Consider the following 16,714-nt stretch of genomic DNA (forward strand, 5'->3'; position numbering starts at 1 on the left):
CTGCCCTTGAAAAAAATTTACTTTGATTCTATATTTGCGACCACTAGGCCCTGCGCAATGATTATTTGCGGGCAACTCGCCAGGGCGAAAGCAGCAACGGACTTGCGGATCTTTATGTGCTCAGGTAGCCTAGTACTTTTTATTGCCCCTCCGGGGCATTTTTTATTAGGCGTCCTAGCCTTCGACTACGCTTAGGATGACGCAATATCCAAGCACCTATAACCTACAACCTATAGCCTAACAATGATTCTTTGGACGATTCGACACACCAAGCCTTACAACCCTAACGATGTTTGCTACGGAAGATTGGACTTCGACGTTTCCCCCACATTCGAAGACGAATCCGACAAGGCTCTCAAGGCTCTTACCGAAGCAAACGCAAAACCGACGCGGTTGTTTTCGAGTCCGCTTATCCGCTGCACCAAGTTTGCGGGTAAAGCATCCAAGTTGCTTGGTCTGCCCGTCGAAAAAGAACCGGCAATTATCGAATTGAATTTTGGCACGTGGGAAGGGCAAAAGCTGACCGCAGTGCCCCGTTCGGAAATGCACGCCTGGACAAGCGACCTCCGCGGGTTCAGGTTCCCCAATGGCGAAAATTTTTACGACATTGACGAACGCGCCGGAAAGTTCTTGGACACGCTCCCGGACGACGGCGAGTTCCTTTGCATTACACATGCAGGCGTGATTGCCGCACTGCAACATTCCCGTTGCGGACTACCGGACGAGGTATTTGTCGAAGGGATGTTCTCTTACGCCATGGTGTCACGTTTTGAATTTACTCGTAACGAAGACGGACACTACCGCGGGACGTTCACGAAGATTCATGACGGCATTCCGATGCCAAAGCTTAAGATGGAATCTAAAGTTTAGTTGGCAAAGCCTAGTTGGCAGAACTTAGAGCTTAGAACTTAGATTGCACAAAACGAGATTTAACTGGATGGGGCTAAAGCCCCAACTCTTTGGCTCGGTTATAAAAATGAGCAAACTCATTTTTGCAACGCTCGCCTTCTGAGTTGTCTTCGCGGAGTTTATCCCGGACTCCATTCCGGGACTCAGGATGACGAGAGGGCGATTCCCGGTCGGAGCCTGCTTTAAAAGTCGAACGAGAAGACGGCTTGGGCGCCGCCTTCGAAATTCGGGAGGAGCGCCATATGCAAGGGGTTATCGAAATCGCTCAGGAGAGCATCGACAGCGGCATCGGCGATAGAGTACAAGTAAATTAACACACCACCCCAAATGTAAGTGTTACGATTTTTGCGGTAGTATGTTACACGTTCCTTGATGCGGTCGTATTCCTCGGACTTCGGATTTTCCTGTTCGACTAAGTGTTTACGGTCAAGGTAATAATTGACCATGTTCTGAGACGTAGAAACGCTCACAATAGCTCCCAAGATACCCATGTAGACAAGCCCGGCCTTGCCAAAATCACGGTTGAAAATTTGACCGCCACCCGGCAAAATAGCCCAAAGGAGCGCCTTCTTCATTTCGCGATATTCCGTACTTCGGTAGTTGTTATTGTACCAAATGCCAAACGTGTCGAACATGCCATAAAGGTGAACGCCGATAAGCCAGGCGACTTCGGCCTTGCGCACGTCTTCTTGTTCCATTTTTTTGTCGCTCTGCGCACGGACGCGTTCGAGGAATTCAAGGCGTTTTGAATGGTACATGGCGATGCTATCACGAGGGCCATTCATGATTTTTGACGTAAAATAACCGACGGAATCCTGGAAAAGTTGCGCGCGATCCAAGAGTCGATCTCTTTGGAACGACCTGTTAAAAAAGATGTCGTAAATCAGCAAACCTTCGATACCCGTCAAAAATCCGCCACGCACATAATGTTCCGTATAATACTGGCCACCACCGGGAAGCAAGCTAAAAAGCATGGCGTATTTAAGCGAATTGCGCTTTGTAGGGATATCCCATTCGTTCACGGGGAGCGTATCAATAGCCACGATGCCGGTTTTGCCTCTTAAAAGCGGAGTCGAGGAAACTTGAAAACTTTCTTCGCTAGGCGCTTCGGGAGCGTCATCGTCGTCGTCATCGGATTCCGTTGCAACATCCACAGCGCTGTGGGTAGAAACCGGTACACTCCCCTGAACCGAGTCTGGGACTGTAACCGGCGCCGCAGTCTCTGCAAAAAGAGACGCACAAAGCACCAAAAGCGCCATTATGAAGGTTTTTGCTGTCATTGAGGGCGAATATAGAAAAAGATTATTATAAAGTCGTAATAAGATGTTTAAAGTTATTTAATTTTGCGTCACATGATGGAGATTCCCGGTTCCTCCGACTACGCTCAGGACAGGCTCCGCTGGGAATGACATGAGTACGAAAGCGAACTTTCACATTACCGAGGCGAACAGGTTATACGTAGACGCAATGACAAATGAATAAGATTCAAGACTTGACTAGATTGGGCTGAAGCCCGCAACTCTTAAGCTCGGTTATGACAAGACATGCCTTGTCGCAACTCTCGCCTACTGAGTTGTCTTAGCTTCGCTCAGAATGACGAGAGGGGCCGCAAAGTGACTATGCGGCGAAAAAAATTTCAAGTTTTTATAAAAATGTCTGTTTTTGACATTTAATGTTTTTAACTTATGGGTGTAATGATGAACGAAACAATCAATATCGAACACGAAATTCACGAACTGGCCATAAAGATCAAAGAAGAACTGATCAAGCGCGGAGAAATGATGGCAACAGCGGAATCCTGCACAGGCGGGCTTATCGCATCGAGCATTGTCAACGAGCCGGGTTCTTCTGCGATTTTCAAGGGCGGAATCGTTGCCTACCAGAACGAAATCAAGCATGACATGCTGGGGGTAAGCGATGAAATCCTCGAGAAATACGGTGCTGTCAGCGAACAGACCGTAAAAGCCATGGCCGAAGGCGCCCGCAAAGCATTCCATTGCGAATGGGCGGTTGCCACTTCGGGAATTGCGGGGCCAACCGGTGCAGAACCGGGAAAACCCGTCGGTACAGTATGGATGTGTGTCGCCAATAGTTTGCAAAATGAAGCCTTTTGCGAGATTTTTGCAGGAAATCGTGGACAAATCCGTGAAAAAAGCGTGTATAAGATAATGAGCAAGCTTCTTTTTTTACTGAATAGCCAAAAAAGCACTTGCACAAAAGTTCACTAATTAGTATATTAACAAAAAAAAAGATAAAAACGGAGTCTACAATGGCTAAGAAAACTACTACACCCACCAGCAACCTTTCTAGCGAAAAAGCAAAAGCAGTCGAAGCAGCAATTGCCCAGATTGAAAAGAATTACGGTAAAGGTTCCATCATGGCTCTCGGGCAGCAACCTGTCGAAGACATCCCGGTCATCCCGACGGGCTGCATCCAGTTGGACATGGCTCTTGGCGTGGGCGGATTCCCCCGCGGACGTATCATCGAAATTTATGGACCAGAATCTTCTGGTAAAACAACTCTTGCCTTGCATGCCATTGCCGAAGCACAGAAGCTCGGCGGCGTCGCTGCCTTCATCGACGCAGAACACGCATTCGACGCGGTCTACGCCCGCAAGCTCGGTGTGGATATCGAATCGCTCCTCGTGTCCCAGCCGGACACCGGCGAACAAGCTCTCGATATTGCCGAAACACTTGTGCGTTCTGGCGCCATCGACATCATCGTCGTGGACTCTGTGGCAGCCCTTGTGCCGCAGGCAGAAATCAACGGCGAAATGGGCGACAACCATGTGGGTCTCCAGGCACGCCTCATGTCCCAGGCACTCCGCAAGCTCACCGGCATCCTCTCCAAATCGAACACTTGCATGCTGTTCATCAACCAGCTCCGTATGAAGATTGGCGTGATGTTTGGCAACCCGGAAACGACCACCGGCGGTAACGCCCTCAAGTTCTACGCCACCCAGCGTATCGACATCCGTCGCATCGCAGCCATCAAGAACGGCGAAGAAGTCATTGGAAACCGCACCCGCGTAAAGATTGTGAAGAACAAGGTCGCCGCTCCGTTTACCCAGTGCGAATTCGACATTCTGTACGGTGTTGGCATTTCTCGCGAAGCTTCGATCCTCGACCTCGCCTGCGAACTCGACATCATTCAGAAGAGCGGTTCTTGGTTCAGCTACAACAACGAACGCATCGGCCAGGGTCGCGAAAACACCCGCCTGTTCCTCAAGGACAACGCCGAACTCTGCAACGAAATCGAAACCAAGATTCGCGAAAGCATGAAGGATGTGGAACTCTTCAAGCTCGGTGAAAACGATTCCGTGGACATCGGTGACGATGGAGACGGCGAAGCAAGCATCCAAGAAGAAGCATAGATCCTCGCCTGACTTAATGGATTCTCCTTCGGAGAATGACGATTTTTCTTCCTGAAAAAACATAAACCCTGGTTCTTCCTTTTTAGCCATTTGGGATGGACTAGGGTTTTCTTTTATACTAAATTTACGTATAATTAACGAAACTTGGCTAACGGGATGTAATAACATTTATTTATATTTATTGTATGATAAAAAGCGCAAAACTGACGATACTCGCGATTTGCTTATCGATTATCCCAACTTTAGCTCAAAGCGAAAAAAAGACGGTCTGTCCGAGGCTTTTGACAAGCTCCTCGATGATTGTCAACATCGACGGGAAATTCGTTAACGAAGAACGAAACAGGACCAGTGTATCTATCGAATGGCGCCACCACAACGACGAACTCGACACGTTCTTTGTAAACTTGAACGACAGCCCGTCGTTCAACTACATCACAGCCGGCAAATACCGCTACATGGAATTCGACGGAGGGAAGGTAAAAAGGCAACTTGGCCTCCACCACCTTAGAGACAACATCGGCAAGACACCGCTCAAGTTGGACGACCTGGAACTTTTGGCAAACGGCTACTTCAAGTGTCCGGATTCCACAAAGCCCGATGTAAACAATAAAGTTTTTGCTACAGCGGTTTCAAATACTTGGTGGAGCGTCGTAGTCGATTCACTCCACAACCCGGAAAAACTTGTCATGCGTGGCGTCACGAAAAAGCCCCGTTACGTGTCCCTAGCTAACTGGAAAGCCTACGACGGCGAAACCCTCCCGACAATCGCAAGCATGTCTAGCGAAGACTACAGCGGGAGCCTCTGGATTCGTTCTGCATACCCAGAAAAGGCTCTTGAGCTAGAACCATCAAAAGAAGAATCGGTTAAACCTAAAATCTTGTTGCCCGTTCCCAAATTATTTGGGAAAATTGCTGTGGAAGGGGAAAGAAAAGTACCCCTTATACTCAAGCTGAACAAGCAACTGTTGAGCGAATGAACCATTGTAGAAGCGCTCTTTATCGCGTTTCCACATGCCGGCCTTAACGATCAAATTGCGGAACCCGTTTTTCCACGAGAAATGAGATCCCAAAAGCATCATTCGATAGCTTAGGGATTCCTTTTTGACATTACCACCGCTACGTAAAAGCCCCGTTTTGAGGTAAACGCCTTCGTAAACGATAGCCATCAAGTCGTTTACCGGAAACCGGCCAAAACTTTGCAGTTCTACGATATAATCACGGCTGAACACGGGGATATTGCGTTCGTAGTCGTAACTTTTGCCATCAAAATCCGTGCTGATATCGGTGAGTACATAATGCGCACCAACGCCGATAACGCTACCATGCGGTAACGTGTAACTAAAGTCTATACCCATATCAAAAAATTGTGCATAGTCAAATTCGGCATGATCAGAATGCCACACGTTTTTAAAGATATAATCGGAATTCCAGGTTTCTGCAATGGCGCCCTTGCCCTTCACATCGGCGTTGACCATTTCCAAATTAGACTTGAAATAAAAGAAACTTTCATAAAGGAAATTAAATTCAATCTGCGGATTCACCCTGAATGGACGAAGTCCAAGCCCGGCACGGAATCCACCATAAAAAGGAGCGACTTCAACAGAGGCGTCCATCTTGAGGTAAGCCGAAGCAAAGCCAATCGGTTCACCATAATTCAAGGGCGCTAGCGGTTCAAGCCAAGTATAGCGCATACTAGCAATCGCTTGAGGAACCCACTGCCCCCAAACAATCGGCGTATTCACCATCCCTCCCCAAGAAAGGTTCGGTCCGTAACGGAGTCCGACCAAACTAGAGTGATCAACACCAACAGCACCAAAGCTCAGGGAGAGCAAAAATGCCACATTAAGTAAAATAATTTTAAACAAAGCGTTAATCTTATTCATTTCAGTGTAAAATCTAAAAATTATTTAGCTACTTGCGCAATAAATTCTTATTTTGTGGTCATCAAATACAAGGAGATCCAATGAAATTTTCACATCTGTGCGCTATTTCCTTCGGTGCACTCATGCTCTTTGGATGTACGAACAACAAATATTCCTCCCCTGTGCTGATTGAACGCGGCGTGGGCCAACAGGAATACGAACGCGAGTACTTCATTTCCAAGGAAAGTATGGGCATCGACAAGCACTTGCAGAACACCTTCAAGCAAGGCTACATCGAAGAAGGCATGACAACCGACATGGTGAACCTCCTGTGGGGACCTCCCGATCACGAAACTGCCGATGGCATGATTTGGGAATACTTCACCCGCGAAGGCAAGCTCATCACCCGCCTCTTCTGGAAATATCCGGAACAAGCTCGCTTGAAGGGCTACGAAGCGGAAAAGGTTCTCGACAAGATCGAAGGCGACCGCTATGGTGGATCTCCTCCGCCGTCTTCTAGCCGTTCCAGCACGTACGACCACTAGTTTATTAGGTGTTAGGGATTAGGTAAAAGGTATTAGGTCTATATAATTGCGCCGCAAATGTCAAACAAACCTATAACCTACAGCCTACAACCTGTAACCTAACAAGCACTGCTCCCCTTGGTTTAACCGCCGAGGGGAATTTTGTTTAGGGTTTAGGTATTAGGTTTTAGGGGGTGCGATTTACATTGCCGTATGATGCAGTTGGCTATAGCTGAATAAATTATGGATTCCCTCACGACTTTCAGTCGATCGAGAATGACTATGGTCTAAGTTCCATGCGCTAATAACTAATGACTAGTGACTATTCGCAAAAAAATTTCTACATTTACGCGCGTTAAATTTTAAACCTCTCAAGGAGTTAATTATGCGTCAGTATATCATTGCTGGTAACTGGAAGATGAACAAGACCGTTAGCGAATCCGTTCAGCTCGGACGTTATCAAGGGCACGAACGTGAAGCTCGCTATCCAGGACATCCACTGGAAGGACCAGGGCGCATACACCGGTAAGGTTTCCATCGACATGGTGAAGGAAATCGGTGCAGAATACGTGATCATCGGTCACTCTGAACAGCGCCAGTACTTCCACGAAACGGAAGAAACTGTGAACCTCAAGGTCAAGAAGACTCTCGAAGCTGGCCTCAAGCCGATTATCTGCATTGGCGAAACTCTCGACCAGCGCCAGGGCGGCATCCTCAAGGAAGTTCTCGGCCTCCAGGTCAAGGGTGCATTCAAGGACGTTTCTGCTGAAGACGCAGCAAAGTGCGTTCTCGCATACGAACCGGTTTGGGCAATCGGTACTGGCGTTACCGCTACCGACGAACAGGCTGAAGACACTCAGGCTTATGTCCGCTCTGTTGTTAAGGAAATCTACGGCGAAGCTGTTGCAGAAGGCATGCGCATTCAGTACGGTGGCTCCATGAAGGGTGCCAACGCTGCCGGCCTCCTCGCTCAGAAGGACATCGACGGCGGTCTCATTGGTGGTGCAGGCCTCAAGGCTAACACCTTCAAGGAAATCATCGACGCTGCTGAAGCCAAGTAACTTTTAACGAAAGGATCGTCACAAATGACAACTCTCTTTTGGGTATTGATCGTCCTCCACGTGTTTCTCTGCTTTTTCCTCGCTCTCCTTGTTCTCGTTCAGAACGACAAGATGGGCGGTTTGGCAGGTCTCGGTGGCATGACTTCGCAATCTGCATTTTCTACCGCCGGCGCAGCGACCTTCATCCAGAAGTTGACCCGTGTCGTTGCTGTGTTTTTCTTCATCGTTGTTATGGCTCTTAGCCTTATCACAGCCAAGCAGGATCAGGTTGTCGAAGAATCTACTATGCAGAAGGCAACTCGTGAAAACGCTGCAGAACAAGCTGTTCCGGAAATTCCGGCTCTCCCGGCAACGTTCAACGCTCCAGCTGAAGCAGCTCCTGCTGCACCGGCTGCCGCTGAAGTGAAGGCTGAAGCTGCTCCGGCTGCTGTTGAAGCCGCTCCGGCACCTGCCGCTGAAGTTGCACCGGCAGCTCCGGCTGAAGCTCCGAAGGCAAAGAAAGGCAAGAAGAAAGCCAAGTAAGGGTTTGTAGTTTGCCGCATCGGAAACGCTGCGGCAAACTAAGCTCTGCGGTCGTGGTGGAATTGGTAGACACGCTAGCTTGAGGTGCTAGTGGGAGCAATCTCATGACAGTTCAAGTCTGTCCGACCGCATGAAGAAGTCCGTTCTCGAAAGAGAGCGGATTTTTGTTTTGGTTGTTGATCATTGGTCAATGGTCTTTGGTTGTTGGTTAAGACGTTAAATATACCCGCGGATTAATTTTATACAAATTAAATAAATAGTTTTTAAAACCAAATCATGACAAGTATAGACGATCATTTGCGGTAAGGGTTGCTAAATTTTAATTGGAATTACATCAAGGATTTTTATGCAGAACACACTCGTTTCTCCTGTTGGTATTTTAGGCTTTGGCGTCGAAGGCCAGAGCACGTTGCGTTACCTTTTCCGCGAAGGCGTCAAGGATATCGTCGTGATGGACAAGAACCCGGTGAACTTGCCGGAAGTCCCTGCTGGTGTGAATGTCAAGGTCAGCAGCGGCGAGAACTATCTGGACGGACTGAAGGACTGCGTGACGGTCGTGCGTTCGGCAGGCGTTTACCCGATGAGCAAGGAGCTGTTCCACTTCCAGATGAACGGCGGCCTCATGACAAGCCAGATTCAGTTATTTTTAGAACAAACTCGTTCTGCAAAAGTGGTCGGCGTAACGGGCACACTCGGGAAGGGTTCCACAGTGAGCATGATAAGCCACATTTTGGACAAGTGCGGTAAGACAAACGCTATTGGCGGAAACTTTGGCGTGCCGGCATTGGACTTGCTCGAAGACGAGACTCCCGAGCGCATAAGCATCTTGGAACTTTCGAGTTTCCAACTCATGACGTTGTCTGTATCGCCGGATGTGGGCGTAGTATTGCGCGTTTCGACAGAGCACTTGGATTGGCATAAGAGCGTTGAAGAATACCGTGACGCAAAGGCAAATTTGGTTCGTTGGCAAAAGCGCGATGGTGCTTGCGTTTATCTGAAAGACGCGAAACCGACCGCAAAAATTGCTGCAGAAAGCCCGGCCAAGACAAAGTATGCCGTAAGCCTCGCAGACGGTCCTAGTGCTGGTGATGGTGATGCCGTGATTGACGGAGCAACACTTACAATTGACGGTGTAACTTTGTACCTCTCGGACTGCAAAGTACGCGGCATTTACCAGCTCGAAAACATGGCCGCAGCAACACTCGCCTGCAAAGCTTTGGGAATTGGCGTTGCCGAAGCATTCGAAGCACTCAAGAGCTACGAAACGCTCCCCTTCCGCATGGAATTCAAGGGCGAAAAGAACGGCATTGAATTTTACAACGACAGCTACGCCACACGCCCAGATGCAACGATTGCGGCAACCGGCAGCATGAAGCGTCCGTTTGCCTTGATTCTCGGCGGTTCTGAAAAGAACGCGGACTTCACGGAGCTTTCAGAGATTCTCGTAAAGCATCGCCCGAACTTGAAGCGCGTGGCACTGATCGGAGCAACCGCTGAACGCATGCTCGCTGACTTGAAAAAGGCAGGCGTGGACGAAGCAGGAATCAAGACTGCCATCTTCCCCACACTCGAAGAAGCTTTTGCAGACAGTTTGAACATCGGCGAAGGCGGAACGGTCATCATGAGCCCCGCATGCGCGAGCTTTGGACTGTTCAAGAACTACAAAGTCCGCGGACAGGTGTTTGACAAGCTAGTTGAAGGGGTATAAGGCAAAGCCCTCGCGCAAAAAAAATTGATAAAAATGCGCGATGTCCCCTTTACAAGCGGAAGGTTTTATACTAAATTTGTTGCCGTTCCGCTAAGGACCACGCGGTCGTGGTGGAATTGGTAGACACGCTAGCTTGAGGTGCTAGTGGGAGCAATCTCATGACAGTTCAAGTCTGTCCGACCGCAGAAAAAGACTCAGTGAAAACTGAGTCTTTTTTGTTTCTCGCATGGAATCAAGCATAAAATCCACTCTATAAAAAAGGAACCCCGATAATTTCCCGAGGTTCCTTGGTATGATTTACGAAATGCCGATTACTTTACGACAACAAAACCCTTCTCGAAAGCGCCTTCGCCTAAGCGAATTCTATTTTCGCCTTTAGACAAACGCACCGTCTTTGAAGTAAGAACCTTGCCAAGCGCGTCAGTCACGACAAACTTGCGCACGCAATTCCGATCGGAGACCACCGTGAAATTGCCGAAACCTTCATCCCGGATGACGAATCCACGGGAGAAATTAGCCCTGCGAGCAGGAATCAAGCCCGAAGGCGTTTCACTATAAGGCAAGAGTTCCAGCTTGGTCACCGCCCCATCTTTATTGGCAAGGCCGGAATTAAAGGAATAAAGGGTATCCGCAGTACCGTCTGCCTTGTTGAACGCAATATAGTCTATGGCGACAGAGCCCTTGAAATACTGAAGGTAAGACTGAATACCAATGAAGACAATCTTCTTGGGATTGTAACTGATAAGCGCCGTTGCCGAATCCGCGATGTTTTGGGATAGCGGAACTTTATATTCATGCCATTTGCCCCAAACTGGGTCCTTGCCCCCCAGGATAGAGAATTCTCGCCACTGCCATTCCGCCTTTTCATCGGAGGACATCGTAACGACATTGAATCCGGTGTAGCCGTACTTGCCATCGCTAGACGTTGTCCCCGAAATGTTCGCCTTAATGGTAATGGATGTGTATGGAGTAATATCGGACTTGACGACATCAAAACTGATTTGTCCGTACGTAGAAGAGTCCCCCTTGGCAGCCTCGGTCGCAAAGTAGTCGTAAGTAGCCACAAGCATTTTATTGGTCTCGGCGCCCTTGGTAAGCTCCGGAAGGCCATAAGCGGTGCGGATGGCGTTCATCACTGGGTAATCAAAGACCGTATAGTCCGCCGTAGAAATCGTCGTCATGGTACCCGGTCCCGTTCCACCGGTTTCCCAGGTGATGGGAATCATTCCGCGATCTTTGGCGGCCTTCGCTACATATCCGTAGAACTGGGCGCGCCCCTTGATGTGCAGTTCCAAATCGGCCCCGGAGAGAATATTAGAACGGCTCATCGCCCCAAATTCACCGATAACCACAGGGATACCCTTGGAGGTGAACTTTTCCTTCATCTTGTCGAAGTTTTCATCTACGAATTCCTTGCCGCACCACGTAGCATTGCGTTCCGGATCTGTCGTGGAAAGGTAGTCACCCCAATAGTAGCTCGCCTTGCCCCAATCAGCATCCCCATCCATCAAAGTAAAAGTGTAAGGATAGAAATGGACTTCAGCCATCAAACGGTCCGAAATTTTATCGGTCGGCATCACCATCTTGCTGTACGCGAGATCAAAGGATGTACTCGCCGCCTGGATAATCAAGGAACGACTAGCGTTGTTTCCGCCCGTCTCGCGAACGGCATCCACAAATGTCTGATGGTAAAGAAGAAGAGTCTGATGGGCTTCGTCGCCCGCCTGATCGTTTACGTCAGGTTCGTTCGCGCTTGCAAAAAGGAGATGCTCGTCGTATTCCTTAAAGGCTGTCGCGATTTGCGTCCAAAAGGCTTTCTGACGGGCGTTCACACGATCCTTGGTGGCGGCATCCACTTTATCGATATGCTTTTCGAGCCAGCCAAAATCCCAGTGAATGTTGATGATGGTATAGAGTCCAGCATTGACGCAAAGATCCACAACCGTTTTCACGGAATCCATCCAACTTTGGTGAATAACGTTGTTCACAGTGTCGGCATGGGCATACCAAGAAACTGGAATGCGGACTGTGGAATAGCCAGCATTTTTGATGGCCGTGATAAATTCCTTGTTCGGGTACTTGCCACCCCACGCTTCAGGACCGGCCGATGTGATAACACCTGTATCCGTGTTGCCGGAGATGGCCTCCATGGTGTTTCCGATATTGATGCCAAAGCCCATTTTGGCGGCAAGGTCCTTGGCGGTGGGAAGTTCCGCAAAAGCGGATTCGCCTAGAAAAAAAAGGGGAAGAAGAAAACTTCTTATATTCATCCGATACTCCATTTTGATACAATCAATACGCTTATTCGCGTATATCGAAAACAAATATACTTTTTTGAAAAATTTTAGCTATAATTATTTAATTTGACATATTGACAATTTATCCATCAAGATTTAAGACACTTTTAATTTTTTTCAAAGACAGGGCAAAACGAAAATAAAAGACCGAGGTGACACCCTCGGAAAAAAAATTTCAATTATTTTTGAATTTGAGTTTCCAAAATCAAAAAAAATTACTATCTTTGCAACCGTTCCGCTAAGGACTACGCGGTCGTGGTGGAATTGGTAGACACGCTAGCTTGAGGTGCTAGTGGGAGCAATCTCATGACAGTTCAAGTCTGTCCGACCGCAGAAAAGAATCCAACCTTAAAGGCTGGATTCTTTTTTTGTTTCGTCCACAATTACTTTGCTGCGTTTACCATCATTTTCTTGGAACCATCGACCTGCTTGAGCATATAGACGCCTTTGCCGAAGCGCGCAGCCTTGAGAGCCTGGACAGCGTTCATGCCGGAAAGATTCACAGAGCCCACCCGATTTCCACGAAGATTGAAAACATTGTAAACTTTACTTTCAACATTCAAATGAAAACCAATTCCAGCATTGACAATGCGATTGGTTTCTCCACCAATAGGCATATCGTCCTTGGCATCTCTCCCTTCAACGAAATTGATGTAATCGATATCCATCCAGTCTGCTGTAGCGGTAAAGCGAAGAATATGTTCACCAGCCTTGAGGCTTACGTTTGCAGCAACCTTGCTGTAATCGTCAAAATTCTGTTCTTCATTTTCATCCTTTCTTGCAGCGGGAACGGCAACATCTTCAGTGATGTCCTCGCCGTCCACAGAGAGATTGAAGCTAGAGCCACCATCAGAAGCAACAGCCGCAAACATAGTGTAGTCGCCATCCTTAGCCACGTTTACCGTATATTCCAACCAATCGTCCTTCTGAATGTAACCTACAACAATACGGCCATCGGATTTCAGGTAAAGATCAACGGACGGAGCATCCTCCTTGCGATAATCGGATTCACCATTGTTTAAGGAGTCGTTATCATAGAAGGAATCGTTACCTTCGCCATAACCAGGAACATCGAAATTTTCCATCTGAATGACACCCGGAATAGTCCAGGCTTTGCCGCCAAAAGGCTTCTGAGGTTCAGGTTCACGCTTGGTGCCCTGGAATTCCCATTCTAGAAGACCCATGGTGGAATCTTTCGAGCCCTTGAACACAAAAAAAACCTGACCTACAACACCGGAGAGTCCGGTCATGACGCAATCATTGTCCTTGTAATCGTTCCATCCACTAGTCTTTGCGAGTTCGCAGGAACCCGCCAGAGTCCCCGAGGCACTGTCCGTATGGATTTCCACCTTGTTGTCTTCGCCCACGTTCGATGCCTTGATGCGAAGATTCTCGGCACCCTTACCAAAATCCACGCCGCTCACACGAATCCAGGATTCCTTGGAAGCCAGTGGAGTCAGCACGTGTACAACGGGCTTGCCCTTTGTCCAGTCGGTACGGCTGCGAATGTTCAGCTGTTTGGAACTCGTTGTAGCTTTGTATGTCCTGTACGGGTCGAAGTTCTTGATTTGCTTAGGCCCCTCATTCGTGAACACAAGTTCATTCATCTTGTCGCCATTCCAGGTGAGTTCATCGATTGCCACGCTTCTGTGGTTTTCGTAGTTCGGATTCACGGAACAGACGCCCTGTCGCGTACAAGAAGTCGGATGATTATCAGAAGTCACTAGGCGGCGGTCATGATAAACGGCATACCACTTGCCTTTGAACAAAGCGAAGCCTTGGTGATTGTTGCCACCCACGCCATGAGCGCCTGGCACAGCAGCGACGCCCGGAATCACGGTACCCACATAATCATAGGGTCCCATGATATCTTTTGACATACCATAATCAATCACATAGCCATTGTTGTTGAAACTTAAGTAATAGTAGTCGCCCTTCTTGTGCAGATAAGGAGCCTCAAGAGAATTGGGTAGAGAAATTCTTTTCAAGGAGTTTTTATCTATGATAATCTTGTCATCAACTTCATTAAACTTGATGATATCGAAGTTGTTGCCAGTTGGTCGCTGCCCAGTTCCACCACCGCCGAAAATCACATAGCCCGTACCGTCGTCATCAAAGAAAATCCCCGGGTCAAAGCAATTCCCGATGCCGTCGCAACCACCAATCACGCTCTCCCCCCAGTTAGCAGCGATATAGTGAACTCCGTGAGATTCCTGAATCGGGTCCGTATAGGGTCCATCGATAGCAGAAGCCGTAATCATGCCCACGCCACTCGCGCCATCGGGATATACTATATAAATCTTGCCATTCTTGACAGCAATGCCCGAAGCCCACGTATTGCTAGGATAATCGCCGAATTCGCGCTTACTTTTGAAAATCATGCCATGGTCAGTCCAATTTTTCATGTCCTCGGAAGTGAACGCCGAAAGACCGGTGATGTCGTAAGTCAAAGTTGTCTGGGTATTATTGTCATCGACATCGGTCAAAATGTAGAAGGTATCACCATCAGCGGCACATGAAGGATCAGCCAGATAATGGTAAGTGGAAATCGGATTGTCCGCCAAGCCGAAAGAACAAAAACCCGCAACAACACAGGTCATGCTTACTTTTTCAATGGTATTCATATCATAAACCAATTTATTATATCCCCTATTCCAAATTATGTTTTTTCCGTAATCGATTATTACACGTGGAAATAAAAAACCTTTGACGTTTTATCAAAAAATGCTCCGATTTTTTCGAGACACCTTAAAATTTCCATGAGGACAGAGCCGAATCATCGAAGCCGGAGATGATGTAGAAAAATTCATCTTCTTTCGAAGCTTTAAAAAAACTATCTTTGTAAAGCAAAAGCTTCTTGTTAAACCTCGCTGCCCAAGCAATGATTTTCAGGCAACGAACCTTGAGTCTCAACATGAACCAATTTGAACTTTTAAAAACGTCGAAGAAATCCAAGGCCCGTCTGGGTGTTTTGCATACCGACCACGGCGACATCCAAACGCCGATTTTTATGCCGGTGGGCACCGAAGCGACCGTAAAGGCCGTAACGCCCGCACAACTGAAAGAAGACATCAAGGCCCAGATAATCCTCGCCAACACGTACCACTTGTACCTGCGCCCCACAACGCCAAAAATCGCTGCAGCAGGCGGCATCCACAAGTTCATGAGCTGGAACGGCCCGGTGCTCACGGACAGCGGTGGATTCCAGGTGTGGAGCTTGAAAGAACTTCGCAAGATTAAGCCCGAAGGCGTTGAATTCAGAAGCATTCTCGACGGTTCCAAGCACTTTTTTAGCCCGGCCAGCGTGATGAACGCCCAGCGCGAAATCGGCGCCGACATCATCATGGCGCTCGACGAATGCACACCGTACCCGAGCACCGTCAAGGAAGCGGAACACAGCTTAAATTACACGCTCCGCTGGACCGCCGAAGCTATGGAATGGCTCAAGGAACACCCGCCCATTCACGGGTACGATCAGCAGTTCTTTGGCATTATCCAGGGCGGCATGCACACGCATTTGCGCAAACAGGCCATCGAACGCATTGCTGAGCTCGGCCCCGACGGCTACGCCATGGGCGGACTTTCTGTGGGCGAACCGACCGAAACAATGTACGAGATTGCGGACTTCTGCACGGACTATTTGCCCACAGACCACCCGCGCTATGTGATGGGCGTCGGAACGCCGTGGAACTTGTTGGAATTGATTGGTCGCGGCGTCGATATGTTCGACTGCGTGATGCCCACGCGCAACGCCCGTAATGGCATGCTATTCACCAGCGAAGGCGTTCTCCGCTACAAGGCTGCCCGCCACGCCGAGGAATACGACAAGCCAGTAGACCCGAATTGCGACTGCTACTGCTGCCGTAACTTTAGCCGCGCCTACTTGCGCCACCTGCACCATGCCGGCGAATCGCTCGGCTACACGCTTGCCAGCATCCACAATCTGCACTTCTACCTACACCTCATGCAAGAAGCGAAGGACCACCTCGCCAACGATACCTTTGAAGAGTGGGCTAAAGCTAAGTGCGAGGTTCTTCAAAGAAACCTTGAATAAAAGATGTGCGAAAGCCCAAATTTTGATTTTTGGGCTTTTTTTACGTAAAAAAAAATCAAATCATACGACTTTTTTACGTAAAATTTCATACAAAATAACAAACTTTACACATAAAGTATTTATTTTTCGTGCATTTTCTCTCGTTTTTCGCACATAAACAGTTCGATTTTCCATAAATCAGCACTCCCCAAAGACGAAATATTTGAAAATATGACGAAAAATCACTAACAACATATAAATTTTACGTAAAAATCGGCTATTTTCTAACATTTTTTACGTAAAATCAGGCATTTTTTCAAAATTTCAGGTCTATATGACAAAAAGGTACCTGAAAACAGGTACTTTTTGATTATATGACATTTGGGTACCTGAAATCGTCCGCAAGCCTTTATCTGCTTGGCTTG

The 16,714-nt window shown here is 48.1% G+C and carries 11 protein-coding genes, 3 tRNA genes, 1 other RNA gene and 2 pseudogenes; 13 read left to right on the top strand and 4 right to left on the bottom strand.

The genetic code is table 11. From position 1 onward, the window contains the following. Nucleotides 1-41: 41 nt before the first annotated feature. Together ffs and HUF13_RS15245 are read left to right on the top strand one after the other, a co-directional pair. Nucleotides 42-138: signal recognition particle sRNA small type (gene ffs / locus HUF13_RS15240), an RNA gene on the top strand. Nucleotides 139-243: 105 nt separating this feature from the next. Further along, nucleotides 244-870 (top strand): histidine phosphatase family protein, encoded by a 627-nt coding sequence (locus HUF13_RS15245; RefSeq protein ID WP_173475921.1) that lies wholly within the window; start codon nucleotides 244-246, stop codon nucleotides 868-870. A gap of 221 nt (nucleotides 871-1,091) precedes the next feature. Here HUF13_RS15245 and HUF13_RS15250 read toward each other — a convergent pair whose 3' ends face one another. Next, nucleotides 1,092-2,189, bottom strand: coding sequence for a DUF5683 domain-containing protein (locus tag HUF13_RS15250; protein WP_173475922.1), 1,098 nt, complete (start codon nucleotides 2,187-2,189; stop codon nucleotides 1,092-1,094). Nucleotides 2,190-2,603: 414 nt separating this feature from the next. Here HUF13_RS15250 and HUF13_RS15255 point away from each other — a divergent pair, with 414 nt between their 5' ends. The 3 genes and pseudogenes from HUF13_RS15255 to HUF13_RS15265 all read left to right on the top strand — a co-directional run bounded on the left by HUF13_RS15255 (nucleotide 2,604) and on the right by HUF13_RS15265 (nucleotide 5,259). Continuing rightward, nucleotides 2,604-3,137, top strand: a complete 534-nt coding sequence (locus HUF13_RS15255; RefSeq protein WP_304039264.1) for a CinA family protein — start codon at nucleotides 2,604-2,606, stop codon at nucleotides 3,135-3,137. 41 nt (nucleotides 3,138-3,178) lie between these two features. Continuing rightward, nucleotides 3,179-4,186: pseudogene (recA, locus tag HUF13_RS15260) on the top strand (recombinase RecA); the annotation flags it as partial. Nucleotides 4,187-4,578: 392 nt separating this feature from the next. Then, on the top strand, nucleotides 4,579-5,259 hold the full coding sequence (locus HUF13_RS15265; protein WP_173475924.1) for a hypothetical protein: 681 nt from the start codon (nucleotides 4,579-4,581) through the stop codon (nucleotides 5,257-5,259). Here HUF13_RS15265 and HUF13_RS15270 read toward each other — a convergent pair. Continuing rightward, nucleotides 5,179-6,165 (bottom strand): hypothetical protein, encoded by a 987-nt coding sequence (locus tag HUF13_RS15270; RefSeq protein WP_173475925.1) that lies wholly within the window; start codon nucleotides 6,163-6,165, stop codon nucleotides 5,179-5,181. The two genes, HUF13_RS15265 and HUF13_RS15270, sit on opposite strands and share 81 nt — an antisense overlap. A gap of 80 nt (nucleotides 6,166-6,245) precedes the next feature. On the opposite strand from HUF13_RS15270, the gene HUF13_RS15275 reads away from it, so the two are divergent. The 6 genes and pseudogenes from HUF13_RS15275 to HUF13_RS15300 all read left to right on the top strand — a co-directional run bounded on the left by HUF13_RS15275 (nucleotide 6,246) and on the right by HUF13_RS15300 (nucleotide 10,144). Continuing rightward, entirely contained in the window at nucleotides 6,246-6,689 is a 444-nt protein-coding gene (locus HUF13_RS15275; RefSeq protein ID WP_173475926.1) for a hypothetical protein, read from the top strand. A gap of 364 nt (nucleotides 6,690-7,053) precedes the next feature. Then, nucleotides 7,054-7,729: pseudogene (gene tpiA, locus HUF13_RS15280) on the top strand (triose-phosphate isomerase). A 24-nt stretch (nucleotides 7,730-7,753) separates the two neighbouring features. Continuing rightward, nucleotides 7,754-8,251 carry a preprotein translocase subunit SecG gene (secG, locus tag HUF13_RS15285; RefSeq protein ID WP_173475927.1) on the top strand — a complete coding sequence of 166 codons (498 nt, stop codon included), beginning with the start codon at nucleotides 7,754-7,756 and terminating at the stop codon, nucleotides 8,249-8,251. Nucleotides 8,252-8,298: 47 nt separating this feature from the next. Further along, nucleotides 8,299-8,382, top strand: a tRNA-Leu gene (locus HUF13_RS15290). A 215-nt stretch (nucleotides 8,383-8,597) separates the two neighbouring features. Further along, complete coding sequence (murD, locus tag HUF13_RS15295) at nucleotides 8,598-9,959, top strand: UDP-N-acetylmuramoyl-L-alanine--D-glutamate ligase (RefSeq protein WP_173475928.1); 1,362 nt, start codon at nucleotides 8,598-8,600, stop codon at nucleotides 9,957-9,959. A 101-nt stretch (nucleotides 9,960-10,060) separates the two neighbouring features. After that, nucleotides 10,061-10,144: transfer RNA gene (locus HUF13_RS15300), tRNA-Leu, on the top strand. A gap of 126 nt (nucleotides 10,145-10,270) precedes the next feature. Here HUF13_RS15300 and HUF13_RS15305 read toward each other — a convergent pair. Further along, on the bottom strand, nucleotides 10,271-12,229 hold the full coding sequence (locus HUF13_RS15305; RefSeq protein ID WP_173475929.1) for a glycoside hydrolase family 5 protein: 1,959 nt from the start codon (nucleotides 12,227-12,229) through the stop codon (nucleotides 10,271-10,273). Between the two features lie 276 nt (nucleotides 12,230-12,505). Between HUF13_RS15305 and HUF13_RS15310 the strand changes: the two genes are divergently transcribed. Continuing rightward, nucleotides 12,506-12,589, top strand: a tRNA-Leu gene (locus tag HUF13_RS15310). A gap of 50 nt (nucleotides 12,590-12,639) precedes the next feature. Here HUF13_RS15310 and HUF13_RS15315 read toward each other — a convergent pair. Further along, nucleotides 12,640-14,880 (bottom strand): family 43 glycosylhydrolase, encoded by a 2,241-nt coding sequence (locus HUF13_RS15315; RefSeq protein WP_173475930.1) that lies wholly within the window; start codon nucleotides 14,878-14,880, stop codon nucleotides 12,640-12,642. Nucleotides 14,881-15,170: 290 nt separating this feature from the next. On the opposite strand from HUF13_RS15315, the gene tgt reads away from it, so the two are divergent. After that, nucleotides 15,171-16,310, top strand: coding sequence for a tRNA guanosine(34) transglycosylase Tgt (gene tgt / locus HUF13_RS15320; RefSeq protein ID WP_173475931.1), 1,140 nt, complete (start codon nucleotides 15,171-15,173; stop codon nucleotides 16,308-16,310). Nucleotides 16,311-16,714 lie beyond the last annotated feature (404 nt).

The sequence above is a fragment of the Fibrobacter succinogenes genome (genome assembly GCF_902779965.1).
In the GTDB taxonomy this organism is placed as follows: Bacteria; Fibrobacterota; Fibrobacteria; order Fibrobacterales; family Fibrobacteraceae; genus Fibrobacter; species Fibrobacter succinogenes_F.